General features: G+C 59.3%; 20 protein-coding genes. 11 read left to right on the forward strand and 9 right to left on the reverse strand.

Annotation, left to right across the window (positions count from 1 at the left end):
- Positions 1–96: 96 nt before the first annotated feature.
- Positions 97–1,662, forward strand: a complete 1,566-nt coding sequence (locus tag NG895_RS15465) for a glycoside hydrolase family 55 protein (protein ID WP_252853425.1) — start codon at positions 97–99, stop codon at positions 1,660–1,662.
- A gap of 333 nt (positions 1,663–1,995) precedes the next feature.
- Here the strand turns inward: NG895_RS15465 and NG895_RS15470 are convergent, their stop codons facing one another.
- Positions 1,996–3,177: an iron-containing alcohol dehydrogenase gene (locus NG895_RS15470; RefSeq protein WP_252853426.1), complete on the reverse strand. Its 1,182-nt coding sequence runs from the start codon at positions 3,175–3,177 to the stop codon at positions 1,996–1,998.
- 148 nt (positions 3,178–3,325) lie between these two features.
- On the opposite strand from NG895_RS15470, the gene cobA reads away from it, so the two are divergent.
- The 4 genes from cobA (at position 3,326) to NG895_RS15490 (ending at position 6,721) form a co-directional block, all read left to right on the forward strand.
- Positions 3,326–4,831: a uroporphyrinogen-III C-methyltransferase gene (gene cobA, locus NG895_RS15475; protein ID WP_252853427.1), complete on the forward strand. Its 1,506-nt coding sequence runs from the start codon at positions 3,326–3,328 to the stop codon at positions 4,829–4,831.
- A 203-nt stretch (positions 4,832–5,034) separates the two neighbouring features.
- Positions 5,035–5,283: a hypothetical protein gene (locus NG895_RS15480; protein WP_252853428.1), complete on the forward strand. Its 249-nt coding sequence runs from the start codon at positions 5,035–5,037 to the stop codon at positions 5,281–5,283.
- Between the two features lie 12 nt (positions 5,284–5,295).
- Complete coding sequence (locus NG895_RS15485; protein WP_252853429.1) at positions 5,296–5,514, forward strand: hypothetical protein; 219 nt, start codon at positions 5,296–5,298, stop codon at positions 5,512–5,514.
- 115 nt (positions 5,515–5,629) lie between these two features.
- Positions 5,630–6,721 carry a S1 family peptidase gene (locus NG895_RS15490; RefSeq protein ID WP_252853430.1) on the forward strand — a complete coding sequence of 364 codons (1,092 nt, stop codon included), beginning with the start codon at positions 5,630–5,632 and terminating at the stop codon, positions 6,719–6,721.
- A gap of 18 nt (positions 6,722–6,739) precedes the next feature.
- On the opposite strand, the gene coaD is transcribed toward NG895_RS15490, so the two are convergent.
- Together coaD and NG895_RS15500 are read right to left on the reverse strand one after the other, a co-directional pair.
- Positions 6,740–7,258: a pantetheine-phosphate adenylyltransferase gene (gene coaD, locus NG895_RS15495; RefSeq protein ID WP_252853431.1), complete on the reverse strand. Its 519-nt coding sequence runs from the start codon at positions 7,256–7,258 to the stop codon at positions 6,740–6,742.
- A gap of 84 nt (positions 7,259–7,342) precedes the next feature.
- Positions 7,343–8,512 carry an aminotransferase class V-fold PLP-dependent enzyme gene (locus NG895_RS15500; RefSeq protein ID WP_252853432.1) on the reverse strand — a complete coding sequence of 390 codons (1,170 nt, stop codon included), beginning with the start codon at positions 8,510–8,512 and terminating at the stop codon, positions 7,343–7,345.
- A gap of 115 nt (positions 8,513–8,627) precedes the next feature.
- On the opposite strand from NG895_RS15500, the gene NG895_RS15505 reads away from it, so the two are divergent.
- The 4 genes from NG895_RS15505 (at position 8,628) to NG895_RS15520 (ending at position 12,998) form a co-directional block, all read left to right on the forward strand.
- Positions 8,628–9,854 (forward strand): protein-L-isoaspartate(D-aspartate) O-methyltransferase, encoded by a 1,227-nt coding sequence (locus NG895_RS15505; RefSeq protein WP_252853433.1) that lies wholly within the window; start codon positions 8,628–8,630, stop codon positions 9,852–9,854.
- Between the two features lie 225 nt (positions 9,855–10,079).
- A complete protein-coding gene (locus NG895_RS15510) occupies positions 10,080–11,060 on the forward strand; it encodes a TIGR03000 domain-containing protein (RefSeq protein ID WP_252853434.1) in 981 nt (326 codons plus the stop codon).
- A 232-nt stretch (positions 11,061–11,292) separates the two neighbouring features.
- Positions 11,293–12,012, forward strand: coding sequence for a hypothetical protein (locus NG895_RS15515; RefSeq protein WP_252853435.1), 720 nt, complete (start codon positions 11,293–11,295; stop codon positions 12,010–12,012).
- Positions 12,009–12,998, forward strand: coding sequence for an HTTM domain-containing protein (locus tag NG895_RS15520; protein ID WP_252853436.1), 990 nt, complete (start codon positions 12,009–12,011; stop codon positions 12,996–12,998). Before NG895_RS15515 ends, NG895_RS15520 begins: the two co-directional genes overlap by 4 nt.
- A gap of 55 nt (positions 12,999–13,053) precedes the next feature.
- Here NG895_RS15520 and NG895_RS15525 read toward each other — a convergent pair whose 3' ends face one another.
- The gene (locus NG895_RS15525) at positions 13,054–13,767 is read right to left on the reverse strand and encodes an SDR family NAD(P)-dependent oxidoreductase (protein WP_252853437.1); all 714 of its coding nucleotides are present in this window, start codon (positions 13,765–13,767) and stop codon (positions 13,054–13,056) included.
- Positions 13,768–14,283: 516 nt separating this feature from the next.
- Here NG895_RS15525 and NG895_RS15530 point away from each other — a divergent pair.
- Together NG895_RS15530 and NG895_RS15535 are read left to right on the forward strand one after the other, a co-directional pair.
- Positions 14,284–14,871: a hypothetical protein gene (locus tag NG895_RS15530; RefSeq protein ID WP_252853438.1), complete on the forward strand. Its 588-nt coding sequence runs from the start codon at positions 14,284–14,286 to the stop codon at positions 14,869–14,871.
- A 166-nt stretch (positions 14,872–15,037) separates the two neighbouring features.
- Positions 15,038–15,682, forward strand: coding sequence for a PEP-CTERM sorting domain-containing protein (locus NG895_RS15535; RefSeq protein ID WP_252853439.1), 645 nt, complete (start codon positions 15,038–15,040; stop codon positions 15,680–15,682).
- 306 nt (positions 15,683–15,988) lie between these two features.
- On the opposite strand, the gene NG895_RS15540 is transcribed toward NG895_RS15535, so the two are convergent.
- The 5 genes from NG895_RS15540 to NG895_RS15560 form a co-directional block, all read right to left on the reverse strand.
- Positions 15,989–19,225 carry a M56 family metallopeptidase gene (locus tag NG895_RS15540; RefSeq protein ID WP_252853440.1) on the reverse strand — a complete coding sequence of 1,079 codons (3,237 nt, stop codon included), beginning with the start codon at positions 19,223–19,225 and terminating at the stop codon, positions 15,989–15,991.
- Positions 19,222–19,611 carry a BlaI/MecI/CopY family transcriptional regulator gene (locus NG895_RS15545; protein WP_252853441.1) on the reverse strand — a complete coding sequence of 130 codons (390 nt, stop codon included), beginning with the start codon at positions 19,609–19,611 and terminating at the stop codon, positions 19,222–19,224. Before NG895_RS15545 ends, NG895_RS15540 begins: the two co-directional genes overlap by 4 nt.
- Before the next feature lie 425 nt (positions 19,612–20,036).
- On the reverse strand, positions 20,037–20,762 hold the full coding sequence (locus NG895_RS15550) for an ABC transporter permease (protein WP_252853442.1): 726 nt from the start codon (positions 20,760–20,762) through the stop codon (positions 20,037–20,039).
- A 75-nt stretch (positions 20,763–20,837) separates the two neighbouring features.
- Positions 20,838–22,751: a c-type cytochrome domain-containing protein gene (locus NG895_RS15555; protein ID WP_252853443.1), complete on the reverse strand. Its 1,914-nt coding sequence runs from the start codon at positions 22,749–22,751 to the stop codon at positions 20,838–20,840.
- A gap of 123 nt (positions 22,752–22,874) precedes the next feature.
- A complete protein-coding gene (locus tag NG895_RS15560; protein ID WP_252853444.1) occupies positions 22,875–23,585 on the reverse strand; it encodes a hypothetical protein in 711 nt (236 codons plus the stop codon).
- Between the last annotated feature and the right edge of the window lie 34 nt (positions 23,586–23,619).

The raw sequence follows: 23,619 nt of genomic DNA on the forward strand, positions 1-23,619 counted from the left end.
CTTATTTGGCCGCGTGGTGAAGCACGACGACTTCACACCAGGACTTCTACCACCGGCGCAGCAGTAGTGGACCGCGTGTGCCGTAGGGAGCGAATGATGCGATTCCAAATTACACTGAGATCACTTGGTGGGGCGTGGTTGGCGGTTGCTGGGGTACTGGGGCTACTTCACGCGCCGAGCTCACTTGCACAGGCCGATGCCCCGGCGACCTCGCAACTTTGGGGCGAAGAGGGGGAACTCTGGTCGCCTGTAGGTCGACTGCCGGACTTTTCTTACGCTGGATATCATCGCGGAGAACGTTCGCTACCCGATCGCGAGGCGGAAACGAGCGTCAAGGATTATGGTGCAGTCGGCGACGGAGAGACGGACGATACGGCCGCCTTCCAGCGCGCTCTATCCCAGGCGGCAGGTAAAGTCATTGCCATCCCGCCAGGGCGTTACTTGATTACCGACATTTTGGAGATTCGCGACTCGGGCACCGTTCTGCAGGGTGCTGGCCCTCAACAAACGACCATCTTCGCCCCCATCCCCTTGGAGAAAATCCGCCCCAATATGGGCGCAACCACCAGTGGTAAAGCCACATCGAATTACTCCTGGTCCGGCGGCATCGTCTGGGCCAAGGGGCGACCGAGTTCCAAGGTGCTGGCAAAGGTGACAAAGACGGCCCACCGCGGAGACACTCAATTGCATGTCGACCGACCGGAAAGCTTCGGCGTGGGAGACATTGTTCGATTGAGGTTGGCAGACGATCCAACGCACAGCCTGATCGAGCATCTTTACGACAACGATCCGGGCAACTACAGCAAACTCCGCGGGAAGTGCAAGAATGTCACCTTCGCGGCAACCGTGCTGGAGGTGGATCCAGCCCAGCAGACTATCACTTTGGACCGATCACTGAGGACCGATGCCGACATCAAGTGGGATCCAACTTTGCTGGAAGACGCGAGCAGTGTAGAAGAAGTCGGGATCGAGAACCTGACCTTCGAGTTCCCAGTATCTGACTATGCGGGCCATTTTAGCGAGTTGGGACACAATGCAATTGCTTACAGCGGTGTGCAAAACAGTTGGGTGCGCAACGTGACGGTTCACAATGCCGATAGTGGAATGTTCATTAGTGGCAGCAACAACACCCTGCAGGGCATCACGATAATCTCCGATCGAGGTCGGCACCCAACTCGCAATAGCACCGGTCACCATGGCATAACGTTGGGCGGTACCGATTTGTTGTTAACCGATTTCGACTTTCGCACTAAGTTCATCCACGACATCACGATGACGCACGGATCGGCAGGCAATGTCGTGGCGAATGGCCGGGGCGAGGACCTGTGCTTCGATCACCACAAGTACGCCAATCACGCAAACCTGTTCACCGACATCGACGTCGGTGCCGGCAGCAACATTTTTCACTCCGGGGGTGGCGCTAACCTGGGGCGTCACTGCGGTGCCTGGACGACATGGTGGAACCTGCGTTCCGACCGGCCAATCGTGTCCCCGGCCGACTGGGCGCCGGAAATGATCAACTTCGTGGGAGTACCTGGTACCGGGACCGAACTTACCATGCTTAGCGGACGGTGGTTTGAACCGATTCCGCCGGAGCAGCTCACCCCGCAAGATCTGTATCGCGCCCAACTTGCCAAGCGCCGGGAAGCAGAACGCCGCTAAAGCAACCGCTTCTGGGCCAACCGAAGAATTTCGACAACCTACCAGCGGGGCTGCGACAACGTGACAGCAACACCGTTTACGTGGTCAGCGTCAGCAGCACGATGACGTTCCACCTGCAGGAACAGGGGGATGCTCCGCGTGTCACTTGGGGTGTGCAACCTATTCAGATGGATCGGGTCCGTCACGAATGAATTTACTTTGAGGCCAGACCGGCGGAGGGCAAGCTGTACGACGCGTTCACGCTGACCAAGTCGGCCAAATCAGCAAGTTTCGTCTTCGAGCACCTGCCAGAGGTCGAGAAGATACGTGAATGGCCACCGCGGCCGTCGATCGCTATGCGAAGTTTCGACCAATTCCCTCGGTATCAAATTCGGTCCGCAGGATCCGCCGAACATCTTCTAAACTCGACTCACGAGGATTGTTTTTCAGCCGCTCGATGTTGATGCTCGCGGCGTGCTCCGCGGCGTCATATTCGGCGGGCAGGTCCAGTTCGCTGATGCTGGCGGCTGCCCCCACCGATCGAATAAGCTGTACCAGCCCGCTGGCAATCCCTTGAACGTCGTCACAGTTGAAAACGCTGCCAAGTTCACGGAACCATCGATCTGCCCCTGGGGCGGAACCGTGGTTGAACAACACAGCGGCTGGAAGCGTTGCCGCTGCGGCCACGCCGTGGGGAATGCCAAAATGACTGGTCAGGTAATACGACAGGGCATGGCAAATGGTCGTGAAGCTACGGTCGATGGCGTGCCCCGCCAGGTGCGATGCCATCGCCAAGCCGGTTTGGGCTGGTGGGTCGCCGTCAATAGTCGCCGGCTTCAAGTTCGGCACAACCAGCCGGAGAGCTTCGCTGGCGCAGGCAGACGACCTTTCGCCAGCTTGCTGTGCCCACAGCGACTCGATCGATTGGCACAGCACATCCAGGCCTGCCGCCACGGCCACTCGCTCTGGTGCCGTAGCACTCAACGCGGGATCGACCACCGCCAGGCGAGGTCGTAGGCTTGGATCCGCCACCGAGTGCTTTTCCTGCCCCACATACAATACAGCAAAATGGGTCGCTTCGCTGCCTGAGCCGGCCGTCGTCGGCGCCGCGATAATAGGGTACCGATTGGGTTTAGGAGTACCGTCCAGCAGGTCGACAATGCAGCAAGCGTTCGAAGCCGCCAGCGACACTAGCTTGGCAGCATCTATCGTGGCTCCACCGCCGACAGCTACGACACAATCGTAAGCTCCCTGCTGCAAACGACCTGCAATCTCGTCTATCGCGGCCGGCTCCAAGGTCTTCTTCACATCCACGACTTCGGCGGACTCGTCAACCGAAAGCACGTTGCACAGTTTGTCCGATATGCCCGAAGCCTGCACGGCTAGCGGATCGCGGAACAACAGCGGACGGACCACCTTCAACCGCTCGAGGCACCCTGGCAATGCACCGCACACCGCAGCACCAAAAACGGTGCTATCCAGCGAAAGCCGCTCCAACAACTCTTGGCAGCGACGCACCTCAGTGGAAATCAACATCATTACAGCTATGGACTTTCGAAAACGACCCGACTTTTACGCGGCTGGAATTCTAAACCACCCGCCTTGGTCGAGTCACTCCCCACGGTTTTCCAATCCAGTAAACGGCCGCTGACGTTATACCGCCCTGGTGCGTAGAATAGCAGGCATGACAGACCATATCGGCAAAGTATTCTTGGTAGGAGCGGGGCCCGGTGATCCGGGGCTACTGACCGTGCGGGGTGCCGAATGCCTGGCCCAGGCCGACGTGGTGCTGTACGACTATCTGGCCAGCCCCCTTTTGCTGCGGCACACCTCTCCGCAGGCGGAACGGATCTGCCTGGGGCGACACGGCGGTCGGATTATGTCGCAACAAGAAGTCAGTCGACTGATGGTCGCACATGCTGCCGCCGGCAAACTGGTCGTGCGACTCAAGGGCGGCGATCCTGGCATCTTTGGACGCGTGGCCGAAGAGGCAGTGGAGCTGACTGAGGCAGGAATCCCATTCGAGATCGTGCCCGGCATCACGACCGCCGTGGCCGCTGGCAGCTACGCCGGCATCACACTGACCGACCGCGAGCACGCCTCGTGTGTGGCCTTTGTCACTGGTCGCGAACAAGCAGGCAAGCACGAAGCGGACGGACTCGACTACGCGGCGTTGGCCAAATTCCCAGGCACATTAGTATTCTACATGGCGATCACGACCGCCCCGCACTGGAGCCAGGCATTGCTCGCGGGTGGCAAACCGGGCGACACGCCAGTGGCCATTGTGCGATGGTGTTCGCGCCCCACACAGGAACAATGGACCTGCCGGCTCGACGAAGTGGCCGACGTGCTGGCCCCGGGCAAGGTCCGTCCGCCAGCGGTCGTGATCGTCGGCCCCGTGGTAGCGCATGAAAAGCTGGCCGCCTGGTTTACGAATCGGCCCCTCTTTGGCAAGACCATTCTGGTGACCCGCGCCGAGCACCAGGCCGATACCATGTGCAGTCGCCTGGAGGAGCTCGGCGCGGCCGTACTCCGCCAACCGGCCATCGACATCTCCGCGCCCACCGATTGGGCACCGGTCGATACCGCCATCGACGAGTTGGACGAATACGACTGGCTGGTGTTTTCCAGCCGCAATGGCGTGGAGTACTTTCTCGATCGCATACGCCAGCAGGGCCTCGACTGGCGTGCGCTAGGGGGAGTGAAACTGGCCGCCATTGGTCCAGCCACTGCCCAGGCACTCGCCGAGCGCGATCTGGATGTCGATCTCAAGCCAGCGGAGTACCGCGCCGAAGCGCTCGCGGCGGAGCTGTCGCCCACGGCCAAAGGCCAGCGTTTCCTCTTGCTGCGTGCCAGCCGTGGCCGCGAAGTGCTGGCCGATACCCTCCGCTCGGCAGGAGGCGAAGTCGATCAAGTGGTCGTATATAATAGCTTCGACGTGACGGAACCCGACGCGCAGGTCGCCTCCGCACTCACCGCTGGCGACGTCGACTGGATTACTGTCACCAGCTCGGCCATTGCGCGTTCGTTGGTGCAATTGTTCGGCGAGCAACTCCATCGCACGAAACTCGCCGCCATCAGTCCTCTGACGGCCGGCGTACTCGACCAACTCGGCTACCCCGCGACCGCGGTGGCCAAGCAGTACACCATTGACGGTGTGGTCGACACCATTCTGGCGGCTGGCCGATAGCCGACCGCTTGTTCTCTTCAGGCAACCCTTGCGGCCGCTACCCGTCGTGCGGCTCGGCCAAGCCTTGCGGCGCAACGTCATACGTTTGCAGTCCTTTCGTGCATTTGCCGATTTTCTTTCTAGCAAGCTGTAACAGCCGTCTGGCAGGCCCGTACGAGTAGTGCATGGTCGGCCTTGCGGCGCAACGCACCACCAAGCCTGCCATGAATGAATCGATACGTTTTCCGTCGCGCAAGGTTCGTGCGACGTTGTACCTGCCCCCGGAGCTATTGAACGAAGCCCGCGACGCTGCCTACCACCTGGCCGGCCACCCGGCCCACATGACGCTCACCAAGTTTGCAGAACAGGCATTCCGTCGCGAGTTAGAACGTCTCAAGCAGCTCTACAACGGCGGGCAGGATTTCCCCGAGCGGAAAGAGGATTTGAAAGGAGGCCGTCCAATTGCCGCATGAAAGGTTGACGCCATGCGTTCGGTCCAGCGCAATTCTCACATCCTTCCCCTTACTTCCAACCCGCACGCCTATGCCACATCGAATCGCTACCCCGAGGTAGAGCCCCTCCGGCGGATCGAGCTTCACCAGGTTGAACACGACGAGATTCAGTCGCTTCGACAGCGGCTACTGCAGTTGATCGTCGAAAACGAAGAGCGCCGTAAGGTCTCTCGATTCCGATTGGTGAATTGATATGCCCAATACTTGCCTCACGTTGCCAACTGCGAGGGCGACGTGACTCAAGCCCCCACGGCCCGCCACTCTCTCTCCCTTAGCTGCCCTCCCACCGCGGATTTCCTCTCCCCCCATGCGATGCCATTTGATCATCGCGCTGATTGGCTGCTTCACTGCGTCCCTGGCGCAGTGGCCCGTGGCTGCTGCGCGGCAAACACCCCATCCCGCCGTTGCGCGGATCAAGGTGCCCGAAGCCGATGGCACGGCTTACGGCAGCGGCACCCTGGTGGACGCCCGCGAAGACTACGGACTGGTGCTGACCAACTGGCATGTGGTGCACGCGGCACAGGGTCCGATTGAGGTGACGTTTCCCTCGGGCTTCGTATCGCAAGCCCGGTCGCTGAAGATGGACAGCGAGTGGGATTTGGCCGCGTTGGTAATCTGGCGACCGCCTTGCGAACCCGTGCGCATGGCCACGATACCGCCACGACCGGGCGACCGACTCACCATTTGCGGTTACGGCAGTGGCAATTACCGCGCCGCCACGGGCCGGTGCACGCAGTTCTATGCGCCTCGGCTCAATCTGCCGCAGGAACTGGTAGAGCTCGACGTGCAAGCCCGGCAAGGGGACTCGGGTGGACCGATCTTTAACGACCGTGGCGAGATGGCCGGCGTATTGTTCGGGGCAGGGCAGGGTACCACACTCGGCAGTTTCGAGGGCCGCGTGAAGACGTTCCTGGCTTCACTTGCGCCCGACATCGGCCAGCAGGACTCTGCGCCACAGGTAGCACTGAAACCCGCCAGCCCGGCGGCCTCCACACCTTCGACCTGTCCCACGTGCCGCAACGCCCGTCCCGGCATGGTTTGCGAAGGGGGCGTTTGCCGCCCTCAGGGCGACTTGGGCGACATTTGCTTTGGCTGCGACTCGGTAGCCGAACATCAGAAACCAAAGAAGCCGCCCGCTGATGGCTGGCCCGACTCGCATGCGGCCGAGAAACCGCAGATTAACTGGTCGTCCGGGACTGCAACCAACTCAGCCGAACCACCCAGCGGAGGCTGGCCGCAAGCACAGCAGGATCAGCAAGCCGCGGACAGTGGCCCCGATGACGCAGTTGCCCCCGCTTCCTCACTGCTGAGCGACAGCTTGTTCGAGAACATCCGCAATGGCCTGGCCATCGTGGGCCTACTGGCCATCTTCATGCAGGTGCTTCGCGTAGTCGGTTGATTCTGCAACGCCAACGCGCTATCGCGAGTCCTCTGGCACGGCCAGTTGATCGTCAGCCAGCTTCGCGCGCAAGTCGCTGACAATCGATTCGGGGACGAACCGCGCGAGTTCTGCATCGCCCGCGAGCGACGTAATCTGCTTGATCAACGAACTGGAAACGTGAGTAAACTCCTCGTCGGCCATCAAGAAGACGGTTTCGATGTCCGGATCGAGCTTGCGATTGGCAAGCGTCATGGTGAACTCTGTCTCAATGTCCGAGAGCGAACGCACGCCCCGAACGATAACCCGCGCGCGACAATCGCGAACGAAGGTTACCGCCAGACCATTGAACTGCTTGACGATCACATTGGGCAGATCGGCAGTAACGCGTTCAATCAGCGTCACCCGCTCATCGGCTGTGAATAGCGATTGCTTCTCAATGTTGATGCCAACCCCTACGACCAGTTCGTCCACCAGCCGACTGCTACGCTGAATAATGTTCAGGTGCCCCAGCGTGATGGGATCGAAAGAACCGGTATAAACTGCTCGCCTTGACATAGTCGAGTATCCGGAAACAGGAAAAGTCGACAGTTGGTTAAATGGCCGACAAGATCCACCTCGTCGGTCTGGTAGCACTACCAGCTAGCTGTCCCGCACTACTTCCAGCAGGCGGTCCAAATCTTCTTCGATATTGTATGCATGGGGGCTGATTCGCAATCGGCCGGCGCGGCAGCTCAGCACGATGTTGCGACGAATGCACTCCTTGCGGAACTCCACCGGGTCGCGATCTGGCAGCTCAAAGAACACAATACCCGAGCGTTGTTCTCCACCTCGATGCGAAGCATCGCGGTTGGTCGTCACCCTGGCGCCGGCGCTAGCCAGCCGTTCGCAAGCCAGATCGGTATAGTCCAGCACCTGCTGAGCCAGAGCAGCGGCGCCCACCGAGTTGAGCAGTTTCAGGCTCTGCCCCATCGCCAGGGTGCCGCACATGTTCCAGCCTCCGCCAGCGAAACGCGCAGCGCTCGGCTTGAATGTCAGATCGATGTTGGTGTAGTCGAATGGATGATCCACGCTGTTCCACCCAACGTTCATCGGGCGAAGTTTTTCCAGGTGCTCGCGGCGAATGTAGGCAAAGCCAATGCCTTCGGGGCCCAGCAGCCACTTCTGTCCGCCGGTGGCCAGGAAGTCGACCGGCAGTTGCGAGACATCAATTGGAAAAACGCCCAAGCCCTGGATGGCGTCGAGATTGAACAGAGTGCCCTTCGCTTGGCAGATTTCGGCGATTCGCTCCAAGTCGACTCGGTAGCCGGTTTGATAGCCAACCCAACTGACCGACACCACACGGGTCCGCGAATCGCACGCGGCCGCCAGCTGGTCGTAGTCGACCGCCCCGTTGTCGGTGGGAATCTGCCGAGTTTCGACGCCCAGCGACTCGAGATGCAGCCAAGGGTAGAGGTTAGTGGGGAACTCATCGGCCAACGTCACCACGTTGTCACCTTCGCGCCAATCGAGTCCCTCGGCGACGATGTTAATCCCAAATGTCGTGCTAGGGGTGAAAGTAATTTCCTCACTCGACGCACCTATCAGGGTGGCGGCCGCTCCGCGACACTCTTCGGCCTCGCCGAGCCACTCGAGCCAGTTCACGTTGCCCACTTCGGCCGATTGATCGGCAAACCGACTGATTCTTTCGGCCGTGGCGCGGGGCAGGGGAGAAAGCGCGGCGTGGTCGAAATAGGCCATCTGCGCGCTGCGGGACATCTCGTCCCGAAAATCGGCAATAGTTCGTGTTGTATCGACTGAAGTGGTTGTCATGCGACCCGATTATTCAGGGAATGTATGATGGTATGTTGTGATTGTAAGCGCTACCGCCGATACACGCGAGAAGCCGCTTCGCCCCGTTTCTACCAGCCCAACCTCACCACCTGCCATGAACCCTACCGTCCGCCTCTCACTGTTTGGCTGCCTCGCTCTGATGTGCTGCAGGAGCCCCGTCCTGGCTCAGTCGCTCAGCAATTGGGAAGAAATGCGTGACCGGATGGTGGACGACGAGGTGGTGGGCGCCGGCGTGGAGAACGAACGCGTCATCGAAGCGATTCGCCGCACACCCCGTCACGAATTCGTGCCGCGTAGCGAGCGCAGCCGGGCGTACTACGATATGGCGCTGCCCATCGGTTCGAAACAGACGATCTCGCCTCCGTTCATTGTGGCTTACATGACCGAGCAGATCGATCCTCAACCCGACGACCGCGTGCTCGAAATCGGCACTGGCTCAGGCTACCAGGCGGCGGTACTCAGCCAACTGGTGCGCGATGTCTACTCCATCGAGATCGTTCCCGCACTCGGCCGTCAAGCGGAGAAGACACTCCGCCGCTTGAAGTACAAAAACGTGCACACCAAAATCGGCGATGGATTTCAGGGATGGCCCGATGCGGCACCATTCGACAAAATCATCGTTACTTGCTCGCCAGAAAAGGTTCCTCAACCGTTGATCGACCAATTGGCAGACGACGGGTTGATGATTGTCCCCGTGGGCGAACGGTATCAGCAGAACTTCTATCTGTTTCGAAAGCACGACGGACAGTTGGAGTCCGAAGCGCTGCGGGCCACATTGTTCGTGCCGATGACAGGCACCGCTGAACAACGCCGGCAGCGCCAGCCCGATCCTCAACATCCCGAACTGGTCAACGGCGGCTTTGAAACGGTGATGGGAGACAACGAACTGCCCGAAGGCTGGCACTACTTGCGGCAGGCAGAGATCATCGAAGACTCCAGCGATGCGGCGCAAGGCGAACGATTCATTCACTTCGCCAACGAAGACCCGGGCCGAGGTTGTCGCGCTCTGCAGGGCTTCGCCATTGACGGCCGCGAAGTATCGCACCTGCGATTGAGTTTCCGGATCCGCGGCAAATCAATCCGCCCGGGACAAGATCGCACGCAGTGGCCCTACGTGGCAATCACGTTCTACGACAAACGCCGGGGCATGCTTGGCACCGAGGCCGTCGGGCCCTTTCGCGACACGTTCGACTGGACCACGTACCAGCAAGTCATCCAGGTGCCAGTCCATAGCCGCGAAGCGATCATTCGCATTGGGCTACTAGGGGCCACTGGCGAGTTGGACCTGGACGACCTGAGAGTGTCGTCTACGAAGCCCTGAGGTGGCCAATGTGGCTGGCCGCCGCTCAGGCTGCGCGCCGGGGGACCGATATAACCCCTAAGCCGCCCCCTTCACCTGACTGGCCAACTCGTCAAAACCGCCGTTTTTTACTCTCCTTGCTTGATTTGAAGCTAGCGAGTGGTATTCTGGTTAGGACTTGGTGGGGGGCTTTGCGCCTAACCACATTTCGCTTTTCAGGTGAATCTTAGGGAGTGTGACACAGTTATGAAGCATTTGTTGACTACCTCGCTCGCGCTGGTGGCGCTTGTAGCACTGGCTTGCGATTCGCAAGCGTTCTGGGGAAGCCGCGGTTCCTATGGAGGCTACGGTTCCAGCGGCAGTTACGGCAGTTATGGTTCCAGCGGCAGCTACGGCAGTTACGGCTCGAGTGGCAGCTACGGCAGCTACTCGGTGTCCTATGGCTCGTCCGGCAGCTACGGCTCGCATGGTGGTCTGTTCGCCCGTCATCGCGCCCGCAAGATCGCCCGCCGCATGGCTCGTGGCAGCTACGGCAGCTATGGCTCCAGTGGCAGCTATGGCAGCTACGGTTCGAGTGGCAGCTATGGTAGCTACGGTTCCAGCGGCAGCTACGGCGGCTACAGCACTCCCGTTTCCTACGAGTCGCACAGCAGCGATTGCGGCTGCTCGACTTGCAGCAACAGTGCTCCCGTGGTTCACGACGAAGTCTACACCAAGAGTTCGACTGGCAGTGGAATGCTGCGTGTGAACGTGCCAGCTGATGCCGTGGTGTACGTCAATGGCAAGGAGACCACCAGCACTGGTACCGAGCGTCAGTATATTTCGCACGGTCTCGAATCGGGTCGCGACTATTCGTACGATGTGCGTGTCGAGTACACCGTCGATGGCAAGACCGTTAGCGAAGAGCGTCATGTAACCTTGACCTCCGGTAGCGAAGAGCTATTGGCTTTCGCCGCCCCGGCCCAGGCCGAGGCTGTCGCCACCACGCTCAACCTACACGTGCCTGCCGATGCCAAGGTAACGCTGGCTGGTGCAGCCACCGAGCGTTCCGGCATCGACCGCCAGTACATCACCACCAAGTTGCCTGCTGGACAAGAGTGGGCCAACTACCAGGTGATCGTCGAGCACGCGGGTGAGCGCCAGGAGAAGACGATCACGCTGATTGGCGGCGAGGAGAAATCGCTCGACTTCCACTTCAGCGGGTCTCAAGTTGCTCTGCGTGACTGACGCACTGGCCCAACGCTGTTTGTTGATGACATAGAATCGCAAGCCGTCCTTCGTGCCCAACGGAGGACGGCTTTTTTTGTTGATGACCATCGGCTGCAGGGGCCCCACGCCGCCCTGTACGCCCCGGTACCCCGCCATTATCTGCCCAGATTGCTATCGGGCGGTTTGGGCATTTTTGGTAGTTTCTGGGCCCCAGCAAGGTAGTTGGGCGAAGGCTCGCAGGAGAGGCAGCATGAGTTCAGGTGGAAAGAAATCGGACCCGCAGCAGCCCCCACCAAAGGCTGCCAGCAGCGGAGCTGGGCCCAGCCTCGCCATCCGCATCGCTGCTAGCATCGCGTTAGCATTTCACGTCTTCGTGCTGTTCCTGTACCCGCTGGCCAATGGTCGCAGCTCCGAAACGATTAGTAGCATGGCTGGGTGGCCCGGCTTTCGCTGGTACGCCGAACCTCTGTATCTGAATCACGGTCACGGATTCTTCGGTCCCGACCCGGGAGCGGGCTTCCTGATTGAGTACGACATTCGCGATTCCGATGGCGAAGTGGTGAAGCAAGGGAAATTTCCCGACCCTGACACGATCTGGCCGCGTTTGCGATACCACCGCTACAAAATGCTGGCCGACCAACCAGCCAGTTCTGGCCCCAATCTCAATCTCATCCTGGAAGGTTACGCGAGACAGCTTCTGCGACAGTATGGCGGTGAGTCGGTTACCGTGAACTACATAGCGCACGACATTCTCCGGCACTACGATTGGTTGGGCGACGCCGAACGTAACATCGAAGGTAGAACGTTGGACGATAAGTCGCTCTACTCCACGCGAGCGCAAGTCCGTCAGTCGCGAGCCGATGTCGAAGCGGCCGATGCCGCGCTGAAATCCGGAACTGAAGAGGCCCCTTCGCCCGATGGGGAGAACTCAGCACCGCCCGAGGAGATTTTCGGAGGGCGGCCACAATGAGCACCATTCGCGAGGGAATGTCCGAATACTGGGGCGACGCTTGGGCCGCCTGGAATCGCTTCTGGTTCACGCCTACGGCGCCGGCCACGCTGTCGGCGATTCGTGTCTTTGCCGGTGCGATGCTGTTCTACACCCACCTGGTGTGGTCGCGCGATCTGTACGCCTTCTTCGGCCCCAACGGTTGGTTGCCACTCGACTACTACGCCTTTCAACGTGGCTACTATGAAGATGGGATGCTACCCAGCTTCGCCTGGAGTTTGTTCCAGCATTTGCATTCGCCGCTTTTGATATGGCTGATTCATATTGTCGCATTGGTGTGTTTCTTTATGCTCATGATCGGACTGTTCAGCCGCTGGGTGGCGGTACTCAGTGCTTTCTTTGCCATCATGTATGCGGTCCGCGTCACTCCCGGTGCGTACTTCGGTCTCGATAAGATCAACTGCTTGTTGGCGATGTACCTGATGCTGGGACCTTGCGGGGCGCGGTACTCGGTCGATCGACTGTGGCGAATGCGAAAAGGCGCCACGGGCGATGTGCCGAAGAGTGTGATGGCCAACGTCGCCATCCGGCTGATCCAATTGCACATGTGCGCCATCTACCTCTATGCCGGACTTGGCAAGCTGGAAGGACAGACTTGGTGGACCGGCGAGGCGATTTGGCTATCGATTGCCAGCCTCGAGTACCAGTCGCTCGACGTCACCTGGCTAGGCCATTTCCCCTGGATCATGAACCTGCTGGCCCACACCACCGTGGCGTTCGAGCTGTTCTACCCGTTCCTCATCTGGCCAAGGTTCACGCGACCCTGGATGCTGGCCACGGCCGTGGGCATGCATTTGTTCATTGCGATGTGCATGGGAATGATCACCTTCGGCGTGGTGATGCTGATCGGCAATCTGGCCTTCGTCCGTCCAACAACGGTCCGCAAGGTGATGGACCCACTCGCCCGCCGGTTCGCCTTGTTTGTGCTCGGCGATAAGGCGGGGTAGCAAGGGCCTGCGCTGCACTCCTCATACCGATTGCCGCCGCGCGCGGGGCGACACCCTACCAGTTAACCTCTTGTCGCTCGCGGAACAATTTCCCGGTCAGTTCGTGCGGCGCTTCTTGGGCCAGCCAAATGGCAGTGTCGGCCCCTTCTTCTACGGACAGGGTCGCGTTGCTTCCTTCCATGTCGGTCCGCACCCATCCCGGACAAAGAGCATTCACGGAAATGTCGTCTGCCCGCAGTGCGTCGACCAGCATGATCGTCAACCCATTCAGAGCGTGCTTCGACAAACAGTAGCTGGGCACATCCGGCGACATTCCATCCAGCTGCCCATATCCGCTGGAAACATTGATCACGCGAGCCGAATCAGCGCGACGTAGATAGGGCAGAAAGGCCTGAGTCACCTCCAGGGGGCCGAACGTATTGGTATCGAACGTCTCCTTCAGCTGCCCTCGCGAAAGCGTCAATACACTCACCCCTTCATCAGGATAGATGCCCGCGTTGTTGATCAGTCCATTCAAGTGCCCCGCCACCGAACCAAACTGCGCGGCAGCATTTTCAATGCTGTCCGAGTTGCTCACATCTAGAGGCAAGAACGTCGCCCGGCCACCATCCCTGACGATGTCACTGGCAGCTTTGCGCCCTGATGCCTCGTTCCTGGCAGCAATCACCACGTGAAACCCGCGCCTTGCGAGTTGTTGCGTCACTTCCAGCCCGATACCCCGGTTCGAACCCGTGATCAGTGCAACGTTCTCCGTTGAATCGATGCTCATACGTGCTCTATTCCTTTCGAGTCTTCGCGTGGCACACACAATATTTGTCGATGCATTACTGCTATGGTTCGTTACGAAAATGTCTGGGCAATCCCTCGACTGGGCGTAAGGAACGCCCCAAAAACGCGTTCAGCTCTGCGAACGCAATCAAGCCCACCCGATGCAATAATGCACCTCCGACTCACCTCTCCGGTATCGTAATCCTGCACCTAGCTAGCCTGATCCTCCACGTCCATCCCCTCCGGCACCAAGCTGCGCCTCGCGGACGCCGCCACGGGCGACCGGGATGAGACTCGGAAGGTTCTTCTCGGCCCGAAGCCGACAGCATGGGCAGTTAGCAAACAATTCAGCCGCATTCAGGTCTGGATGTTGGGACCGACACGGTTCTTTGCGGCGATACTAGCAACCGCATTGCGTTTGTGTGATGAAGAGTTTTCTGCCAAGATTCGCCTCTCCAGGGCGAAATATTGCACTCCAACACCCATCGCCGATCCGACTTTGCTTCTAAAGACTCCCATGCTTCGTACTCCCCTGATTCGCAGTCTGCTCGTCTTCGCGCTCATGTCACTTGCCGGGTGTAGTGGCCCGCTGTTTGTTCGCACGCAGCAGCAAGGCGATCGACTGGCAGTGTCCGAGCACTGGACCTTTTACGCTATATTCGTGTTGATAGGTCTCGCGGTTGTGTCCATCGGAGCGTTGATGCTCAGTGGTCGCTTAGCCTCCAATGGCAGGACTCGGATAGCTGGGTTCTTCTTTACCCTACTGGGCCTGGCGTTCGTCGTCGGGCCGATGCTCACTGGGCCCTACACCTACGTGACGCTGGATTGCGAGTTGCTCTACATACAGGGTGGCATACTTGGCAGCTCGAAGACGTCGATCGACTTGACGAACGTGAAATCCATGGAAATCGACCTGGTTCGTCGCTCTGGTGGCTCGCGCAAGCGACGCAGGAGCCGAAGCTCCATCAAGGTCAAGTTCATTCCGCACCGCGGCGCCGCCGAGACGGTTCACATGGGAGGCAACACTCGCGCCGTGGCCCTGGATCATTTGATTGAAATGGCACCCGAGCTTGGGATCACCGTTACCGATCGACGCGACCAGTAGACTTGACGTCAAGCTCGCCCCATTTCTTACTAGTAATCTTTCTTGAGTTGTCTGGGATGGCTAGCTAGAATCGATGCTCACCATCGGCGGGGGTAGAGTTGAAATTGCATCTCTATTTGCGTTGCTTTCCAATCATCTTGAGTAACCTCTTACAAGGACAGGTCTAATGACACCACGACGACAACTACTTCTTATGACTGCCTGCCTCTTCGCAATCTCCTCCGTTGCAACGGCAGAATCGATCTACCTCAATCGGGATAATATCACCGTGGCGGTCGGAGAGGGAACTTCTCCGGGCACGTTTAACAACACGTTCTCGGGCGAGCAGACGATTGAGAAGGTGATTGACGCGCCGTCGGCTGATGCAGAGGAATTTCACAATCAAACGACCCACATCTGGTTTACAGCGGATGAAGTCGGCGGTGGCCTGGAACTCGAGTTCGATCTCGGTATTTCCTATGACATCAGCACGCTGCATTTCTGGAACTACACCGGCGAAAACTACGATGTGGACAACATCGATTTCGTGTTCTACGGTCCAAACGGCAACCAGGTCGGCACCTTGTCGGTACAGCCCGACTTGGGGAGCAGCCCAGGAATTGCCTCGCAAGATATCCCCCTGGCTGCTCCTTTGAACGTCCGAAACGTGACCGCATTTCTCACTGGCAGCAATCGTCAGATCGACTTCCAGAACATTGGCTTCACCGCCGAAGTCACTCAAATACCTGAGCCCTCCAGCATCGGAATGTTGGTATTGGCAGGCGCGTTTGCTGCGGGAACCTATTGGCGACGCAAGACTTTAAGTACATAGCGTTCCCACCAGTTGCGGCGTGTCTGACATCGCGATGCATGCCGACTTTGCCGCAATGCACGGTGTGTCGATTGGCGATTGCCAACACAACGGGTGCAGGACGGCCATGAATGCTCGCTCTCAAAATCGTTCGAGTCCTGCTCTCTTGCAAAGTTCGATCGCGGCGGATAAGTGTCTCGCGTGATGGCGTCACAATGGCGGCTGGGAGAGTTTCCAGAAATTGGGATGCTGGTGTTGCGCGGGTGTGTAGGTTTGCCGTGCGGAGACCAAAGCAGGCGAACTGCTAACCGTCGATGCCGGCAGCGGCTATTCGGCCACCAAAGTGATCGCATGAGTAGTCCCATCGGCGGTAACGGATTGCACCTCTCGGCGGTACCCATCGGCGGAGAAAGCATAGTCCACCGCGTCTGCGGGTGCCCACGACCACTCGTACACGCCTTGTTCAGTGGCTCGTACCGGAATGTGCGTGTCCAGAACGTTCGGGTGCCGGTGGTTGTAGAGTGCCTGCGAATCACGCCATCGATCAATCGAAACATACACATTGGGGACTGGCTGGCCGTCACCATCCACGAACTGAAGTCGCAGCAGCTGTCCTTTGGCAAGTTCAAAGTCCCTCGGCCCCATCTCCGCATCCACTTTGACGATGCGAGTTTGCGGAGCCCAGCCAGGCGCCACCACGGTTAGCCGAACTCGCCCCGTCTTCAGTGGAGCAAACTGGTAGGCACCCTTCTCGTCGCTGTTTACCTCCTGACTTCCTGTCTGAATGTAGGGGTCGTCTCCCCAAATCACCACCGCGTCGTCGACCGGATTCTGCTGGGCATCTCGAATGACGCCAGACACCTTCACTCCTCGGCGCATGACAATCACTGCCGACTTTTCTCGCAACGACTCCATGCGAATCCCCTGTTCACTCTGCAAATCGCCCCATTGGTAGTCGCTAATATAGTCGGGGTGTGTCAGCTTAAGGCGAACAACAATGTCGTCTCCTGCGGGAACGTTGTGCAACTCCCACTTTCCCTCCGCATCGGTGGTGCATGGGTTATTGCCAGGTCCGGGGCTTTCGGCTAGCCAGATCGACGGGACCGGACGGCGCTGCCTTTCGTCGACTTGATTGGCAAGCATGACTTCGACCATCACACCTTCGATCGGCTCCCCCTGATCATCCTGGATGGTCCCACCGATTGTCGTACCTGCGGGAAGTTGAAAGGTAAACTCGTTGGGAATCTGATCTCCGTCGGGTTGCTGCTCCGGCCACCACTGGGCAAACAGCGGTACGTACCCTTCTTTTTGGGTCCAGACGCGAAACAGTCGGGGTGGGTCGGGCACCAAGACGTTCACGCTTCCGCCCGGGGCCGAGGTGTAGTCGCGTTTGAGTGTTTTGAACTCTCCGGCCGGCCAGATACTCACGTGAATGCGCGTCCCGGGCACCGGCTTACCTTGACTGTCCACCGCACGAACAAGCATCTGCCGAAAGCCATCGGGTACGTCTGCGGCTGTGGGGCGAACTTCGCCGGCGGACGTGGTGTTGGCTTCGTTCCGGCTGATCGGCTCACCAATACTGCCGAGAGAACCGGGCACCAATTTCAGACGCTCGGGAGCAATTGGCGCGTTGGCCTTCCACTGCGAAACGGCGACGTGTTCCCTGCTGACCAGGTGTCCTTGGCCCACCTCGGTAACGTGGTAGTTCCACTTGTCAACTTGAAAAGGCAACCAGATTCCGGGCGAAACTTCTTGGACGGAAGAAAGGTCGATTTGCAGATGCAATCCCCAAGGCAAGCCTTCGCCCCGCTGAACATGGCTGAATCTGCGCACCACCAGGTAATTCCGCTCTGGATCGACCCAGAATTGCTGCTTGTAGACGTAGTCGTCCCTTACCCTCACTGGCTCCACGTCTACTACCACTAGCGATCGGCCGTCCCACTCTTTTTTTCCTGCCAGGGCTCCTCCATGTTGGGTCAGCAATTCGCTGATCAGATGGCCATTCTTGCAGATGGAGAAATCAAGCGGCGAATCACTCGTTCGCGTGAAGTTATCGGTCTGGCGTCTATCGCGGTACAGGACCGTTCCTTCCTTCGAGCTGATGGTGGTTTCGAAAACTCCCCGCGTACCATCGAACACGGAGACAAATCCTTCTCGTTTCTCCCGTTGTGTCCCATCGAAACGAGTGTTGGTCTTCAAATAGGTGGCCTCCAAACGCCCAGCACCGCTTTTGTCTATCTCCCAGGTTGCACTTCCCACGCGATGCATCGACACCGCCCCGTCTTCAATCAGAAGGTCGTCCGGCAGCGGCTTGCCGGGCTCCGTGAGATTGATTTCGTACTCGACGTCGCAGTTGACCGCGAGCGTCTTGATGGACGACTCTGCCTTTTTCAGCCCTGCAATCACTTCGTCGATGGTGACGCCGGAAGCTCGGTTGCCTTCATCCACATCGTCCGCAAGCTGCCCCAGGGTGGTAGTACCGAGGAACACCGACAGGACCACGGCCGACAGCAGGATTCCCCAGCGCCAGGCAATGGTCGCCCGGACTCGGCCGAGGGGCATCAGGTTTTCGAGGCGGTGCTCGAGCCTCGATATCCCCACCATTGTCAGTCCCAGTGCCAACTGTCGACGTCGCACCATGTCCTTGGCGAAGCCCAACAACAACTGAACATAGGCGTCGGGATTACCAAGCGAAGCGACGCAGACGCCGTCGCAAATCAGCTCCCGAAGTTGTGCAGCGCGGCGGCCCACCATCAGCATCAGCGGATTGTACCAGTAGATGCACTGAACGCACCTCGCCAGCAGGTTTCTGGCAAAATCATGGCGGGCGATGTGTGTCAGCTCATGCAACAGAACAACGCTCATCGCGGCCGAGTCGATCCCCTCCAGACCGGATGCCGGCAGAATCACCACCGGTCTTCGCCAGCCCAGCGTCAGCGGCGCGGAAACTTCCGTAGACTGATAGACTTCCACGGTGCCCACCACTCCCAAATGCGTCTTCATTTCTGCCAGGGCTTCGACCCACGGGCCAGAAGCGATCGGCGATGCACTCCTGCGGAGTCGCAGGACGCTCCCATAAGACAAAGCTAGCCGCAAACTTGCGAAGAGGACTCCGGCGAGATAACAGGCAACCAGTACGAACACCAAGTTGGGGGTTTCGGTAGCGGGCGGGGCAGCGTCCACTACAGGCGCAGGGTCGGCTGGCGCGCTGGCAATTCGACTCGGCTCAATCGTCGCAACCGGCTGCGGCAACTCTTGTACGAATTCATCGCTAGACGTGTCTCTGTTGGCTACGGTAACGGGTACCGCAGGCGTATTACTGGGGTCCAGCGTAACTGCTGATGTCGATACCGGGATGTAAATCCGCGGCGTCACCAGACATAGAACCGGTAGCACGCCGAGCACCAGCACCGTTGCCGACCATAGGGTGTCGGCGGCGAGTGGCCGGCGATGCAGCAATGTGCGATCGATAAGCAGTGCGCAGCAAACCAGAATCGTCGATTTGCAGCCAACGTCAACCAGATACCATGCCCACGTGCTGCTGTCGCTGACAATTGCACTCATGTCTCTGTCTCTCCTTTTGACTTGCGGCGATAGGCGGCTTCGATTTTCTTCAACTGCTGCGGAGACAAACGCTGGTCGTCGAGCAGTTGCAGAACCAGGTCTTCTGCCGAGCCGGAAAAGAATCGCAGCAGCAAATCGCGAGCGACCTGCTTCTGCATGGCACGTTTCTTCACGGCGGGGCGGTAGATAGCGGGACGCGAGTCCTTGTCCGCCACAACGTGCCCCTTGGAGACCAGCACCCGCAACAGAGTGCGGACCGTGGAGTCGTGCGGATCTCCCGAGAGCAGAGCGCGAACTTCCTCCGCCGTCCCCGACTGGAGTTCCCACAATACAGCCATGATTTCTGATTCGCGTTCGGTCAGCGCCGACGCTTTCGGCCGAGCCATGACAGGACTCCCACTGAAACGTTAAAGAATTAACGGAATCATATCGGCAGCCAACTAGTGCCGCAAGCCATTTCGTTAAAGAATTAACGAATAGTCGATATCTGCGTGCCGAGGTCCATCCACTCGCCAAACGTGGCCGGCGAATCGGCCGTTTCTTCCACACCACAAGGCGAAATCTTACACGCACTGTGCTAAAACAGCAGTGGCCCGAAGTTCACTGCTCTGGCTTGCGTCCGGTTTCTCCGACTTCACGGAGTAATGTCGCACCTGCGGCAAAACGCGCGCAACAACTCACAGAGCATTTACTCACACAATGAACGCAAGTCCTGCCCCAGAAAACACTTACGCCGACCTCCCAGTTTTGCCGCAACGGGGGTTTTGTCGCAGCAAATCGTTTAGTCGCGGCACTGCGACATAACTGCGACTTAACTCTCGTCGGGCTTTGACATGACCTGCTGCTTGCTCAGTGACAAGTAAATAGCCGCGGCGATGCCGCCGGCACTGAAGACCATGCACATGATCATGATTTGATAACGCGACGCGATCAGCGGCGAGATGCCGGCCAGGATTTGGCCCGTCATCAATCCTGGCAGCGACACCAGCCCCACGGCCAGCAACGAATTGGTCACCGTAATCAGCGACGCCTGCATCGCCTGTCGGCGGGCTTCGTGGTAGTTGGCGCCACGATCGGTCTCGGCTTCGAACCGCTCGCCGGCCAGGCTCACGCAATTCATGGCCGCGGTCAGGCTCATGCCAGCCAATGGGATCACGCGCCGTGGATCGTACCAAGTCTCCAGATGCAACACTCCCTGGGTCATTAAGAGAACAACACCGCCGCCACCACACGCGATGGCGATCAACGCCCACAGGTACTGCTGGACCGACTTGCGTTGTAGCGGTCTTAAAGATATCCAACTGGCCGCAAACAGCATTACGGCCAGCGTGGCCAGCACGACCAGGGGGCTGTCGGTAAGAAACAAGTACTTGAGCACGTACCCCACGGCTACCAGCTGCACGAGCATTCGTGCCGTGGCGTACAAGGGAGTCCACACACCCAAGCCCCAGCGGTGCACGATGATGATGACCACCAACACCGGCAATAGGGCGAGTATCAGGTTTTCGAGCGGGATCGGAGGAACAGTGCTTTTCAACGGAGGGAGACCTTCAGCCCACACAACGCAAGGAGACTTCGCAACGTCAAACGACCAACGATGTTGTCGTGCAGTTTAGCGCCGCCGGCGTTCGGAAGCCACCCACAGTTCCGCCAATTCCGTCGGCGATCGCTTGAATACCTGCTGGCAAGCGGCTTCGAAGTCGCCCGTTTCGGCGGCGGCAGTCATCAGTCGCTCGAGATTCGCTCGCTTCTGGAGCAGGGCGTCGACAAACCCAAAACTAAGCGTAGCGGTCGCTGCGGGCGGCAATTTGCCATTCGTAAACGCCTCGGCATCGGACAGCGATGCCAGGGCAATGGGCAACTGTTCCCGCCACGTCTCGACCAGCGGGTTGTTCTTGTGAAGCCGCGCTGCGATCGCCATCCCGGCTCCATCGATAAACCACTCGGGCAACCGACCGTCGGCCTGATTGGCCACCCACAGCGTGGCCAGTTGTTGTGCCAGAAGCTGCTCGTCTGGTTCGTCTTCGCCGGAGTCGACCACCAACGCCACGTAAGGATAGACGAGATCGTACTGGGAGTGTCCCCGCAGGTCGGCCGGCAGGCTGCGACGTTCGACCATGGTGCCAAATTCGCTGTAGTCGATCCGATGATCGAAGGCGAATAGCGTGACGCGAGCCTTGTTGAAGGGCGTGCCCGTCTGCTGGAAGTACTTCTGCACTTCACCGGCTTGGTTCTCCGCAGCACCAACCAGCTGTTCCAATCGACGGGGAGGCAAATTGCCAATGGCCAGGAAGTTTTTGCTGGTGGCCACGGTGGCCTTCTCGTCGGGTATGGCCAGCCGCCACTGCGATTCGGCTTGCTGCTGGCGATCGGCCGAAAGCTGCTCGGGCGTGGAACGCTCCGCGCGAACCACGGCCGCTACGCGGGCCAACGATTCGGTAGCGCTGGGGCCATCGAACTTCGCGCCTTCGTCGATCCACCGCGCCACGAGTACGATTTGTTCGTCCTTCCAAGCCGGGCGATTCTGCGGCATCCGCGCGCCGTCGGCCGTGCCGTGCAATTTGCCAACCAGCAAACTGCCCTTCGAATCGCCGGGCATGATGGCAGGGCCGCTGTCACCGCCTTGCCAAAGACGCTGGAAACTGGCCACGCTGAATCCAGCACGGGGCCGCTGCACACCGTGGCAATCGTTGCACGACTGGACCAACAAGGGAGCAATATCCAGAGAGAAACTGACCGACTCGTCGCCGGTGGCCATCGGAATCGGCCTGGCGTCGGGCAGGGGAGCGGCTGGATCGGCGGCCGGTTTGGCGGGCATGTCCGATTTCTTCAATGCCTCGAGTGGCTTGGTGGGGTCGTCGCCGTCGAAGGCCGCGCCTTGGTTGATCCAGGTCACCAATACGCGGGCCTCTTGTGGTGTGGGACCGTTACCGCTGGGAGGCATCTGACCGCTGGCGATGACGTCGACCAGCAGACTCTCGGCCCCCGAACCGACTTCGACGAATCGTCCGGAAGGGGCCCCTTCGACCAGGGAGCTGTAATTGGCGAAGCTGACGCCGCCGCGACTACCACCCACGTGACAATTGCCGCAGTGCCTGGTGAGGATCGGCCTGACGTGGTCGACGAAGCTCACCCGATCGCCGGCAGCGGGGCCGCGGGGCGAATCGCCTGCGGGATTGGTCGGCTGGTCCTGGGAGGGCTTCAGATCCGCCAGGGGTGGCAATTTGACGCCTACGGCCGAAAGATCGGCATGCAGCTGGGCCAAATCCTCCTTGGTACGGTTAAAGCGAGGCTCGTATCGCTGGTCGAGCCCCTCGGCGATGCCGGCCAGTGCCTCCTGGGCCTCGGCAATGGACTGTTTGGCATCCTCGACGCGGCCCGCTTTCGCGAATCGCTCGCCGGCCTTCACCGAACTGGCGGCCCGGGACAGCTCCCGACGCTGCTCGGTGATTCCCACCGCCAGCGCGGAGGAGATCACCCCTATATATATGGATAACACGGCGACGGTGCTCGTCGTGCGGATCATGCGAGTCCCGCTTCTTCTCAGGTCGGGAAAAGGGCGAATGACGGGCATTCCGCCATGTGGGTAAGCTACTCCACTATTCTAGTCGCCAGTCTCGCACGAAGACAAATAACGGGGAGAATCAACTTACGACTTGTGGTGGCGGCGGCGGATTTTGCGGTTTGGCCGCCGAGCATCCAGTCCGCCCGTGGCCAAATAGCCGTAATGCGTGGCAAACCACTCGGCGTACCGCTCGCGATCGAGATACGTGGAGTTCCGCTCGTCCAGCAGATGTCCAAGTTCATGGATCAGGATGTTATTGAGATAAAAGTCGCGAATGGAGTTCTCTGTCCAGTGCAGCGTCCAATCCGCAGCCTCCTGGCGCCACTCGCCACCGTACATCTTGGCTTCATTGTAAAAAGTAGGAGGCGGAGGGCTGCCAAAGCTCTCGACCAGCGTCTCCTCCAGCGGGTACAGGTACAAAGTTGATCCCCACTGCATTCCATAACAGGGGAAGCTTTGCTTCTTGCGAGTGATACGGCTGAATTGAACGACCTCCAAGTCCTTGGTAAACGACGCTGGCAACGCCGCCAATCGATCGCGGACCTGTTGTGGAGTGACGACATGGCGATAGCCGGCACCTGGATCCTGGACAACGATCTTGTAATCGCCCCCTTCGCCATGAGGTTCATACCAGTTTTCAGGCGGCGAGAACGGTTCGCGAAGCGTTGAGTGCCCCACATTGGTGCGCCTGGACTGGGGATGATGCCGCTTGGCGTTCCGCGTCGCGCAAGCAGTGTTATGTCGTTTGACGAAGCGGACTTGCGTCTTGGCGACTTGCGAGCGACGGCGCGACATAGGGACCTCTCGGGTGCAAGTTATTCGAGTACAT

The organism is Aeoliella straminimaris (assembly GCF_024054565.1).
GTDB classification, from domain to species: domain Bacteria; phylum Planctomycetota; class Planctomycetia; order Pirellulales; family Lacipirellulaceae; genus Aeoliella; species Aeoliella straminimaris.